The sequence below is a fragment of the Arthrobacter sp. H20 genome (assembly GCF_000520515.1).
GTDB lineage: Bacteria > Actinomycetota > Actinomycetes > Actinomycetales > Micrococcaceae > Arthrobacter_D.
Genome location: NZ_KI914741.1, coordinates 75769 through 77522, shown reverse-complemented (window position 1 = coordinate 77522; position 1754 = coordinate 75769). Strand labels below are relative to the sequence as shown.

The following is a 1754-nucleotide window of genomic DNA, read 5'->3' as shown; positions in this document are numbered from 1 at the left end:
AGGCTTGAGCTGTCCCGCCGGCGGGAAGCAGCGATTGAAGCTTCCCGCCGGGAGATGGTTACCTGGATTTCCCATGACTTGAGGACCCCGCTCGCCAGTATGCGCGCCATGGCCGAGGCCCTTGAAGACGGCGTCGCCACTGACGTCTCTGGCTACCATGCCAAAATCATCACCCAGACCGACCAGATGGCCGAAATGATCAACGACCTCCTCGAACTTTCCAAAATTCAGGAGGGCAGCCTCCACCTGTCGTCCGTGCCGCTGCATCTCTACGACCTGGTGAGCGACGCGATTGCGGACCTGACGCCACTGGCGGCCAAGAAACGGCTCACCGTTGACGGAACCAGCGTTGGCAACCCGGTGGTGCGCGGGGACGCACCCACCCTGTCCCGGGCAGTCCGCAACCTGATCCTCAACGCCATCCTCTACACCAGCGAAGGAACCACAGTGAGGATCAGCATGACTCTGCGCGACGGCAACGCAGTCATCGAGGTCGCCGACCACTGCGGAGGGATCGCCGCAGAGGACCTGGACAACGTTTTCATCCCCGGCTGGCAGAAGGACCCTGGTCGAACGGCCAACGGCTATTCGGGCGTCGGGGTGGGGCTGAGCATGGCCGCCAGCATTATCGGAGCGCACCAGGGCAGCCTCTGCGTGAGAAACACCCAGGGCGGCTGCTGCTTCACCGCGTCGCTGCCGCTGGTAGAAGCCACCAGGGGGGACGCGAGCCCCAGCAACACCCCCACTCCCTCGGCAGCACCGGAAAAGAAACCTGAGATGGCGCGGATCCATGGATGGGCAGGCCTCGCGGGAATGGTTGCGGTGGCGATCGCTGTGATCGCCTCGGAGCTGACCGCGGCGGCGGTGAGCCCGTCGCTCTCCCCGGTTACCGCAGTCGGATCCACAGTCGTCGATGCCCTTCCGCCGGGGATCAAGGATTGGGCCATTGAGCAGTTTGGTACTGCTGACAAGTCAGTCTTCCTCATTTCAATGGTCCTCATCATCGCTGTGGTGGCGGCCGCAGCGGGGATCCTTGAACACCGGTGGCGCCGGGCAGGTGCGGCAGTGGTCCTGCTGTTCGGGTTCGCCGGGATCCTGGCCGTCGCCGGACGGCCTCAGGCCTCGACCATGGCCTTTGCCGCCCCGGTGGTAGCGCTCGTGCTCGGCGTCATGCTGGTGAGTGTGCTCATCGACCGGTTGGCCGCCTGGCAGCCGCGGACGCTCGACAACGCCCACAGTGTCCGTCCCGGCCCTGTTGCCCGCCGCCGGTTCCTCGTTGGAGTTGGCGCCGGTGCCGCTGTCGCAGCGGTTGCCGGTGCTGCAGCCGCGGGAGTGCGCAACAGCCAGTCGCTGGTGGCGCAGAGCAGATCACGGATTTCCCTCCCGCCGCCGCGGTCAACCACAGAGCCAGGCGACGAACAGATCACCGGCTCCGCTGGAGGGCCAGGGGACTCCGGCGCCGCAGAGCTACCGGCCGGAGCTGATCTCGGCGTCGATGGCGTTGCTCCACTGGTGACCCCCAACGACAACTATTACCGGATTGACACTGCCCTGGTGGTGCCGGTGGTAGACCCCGACACCTGGCGGCTGCGGGTGACCGGCATGGTGGAACGAGAGGTTGAGCTGACCTTCACTGAGCTCCTGGCCATGCCGCTCAAGGAAAGCTACATCACCTTGGCCTGCGTCTCGAACGTGGTGGGCGGTGACTTGATTGGCAACGCGAAATGGCTCGGCTGGCCGGTCCGCGAGCTGCT

At 65.5% G+C, this 1754-nt stretch carries 1 protein-coding gene; it reads left to right on the top strand.

What is annotated here, in order from left to right; translation table 11 throughout:
- Positions 1-54: 54 nt before the first annotated feature.
- Positions 55-1754: ATP-binding protein (locus Y703_RS23140; RefSeq protein WP_343212905.1), on the top strand; the 1700-nt coding region annotated here is incomplete at its 3' end.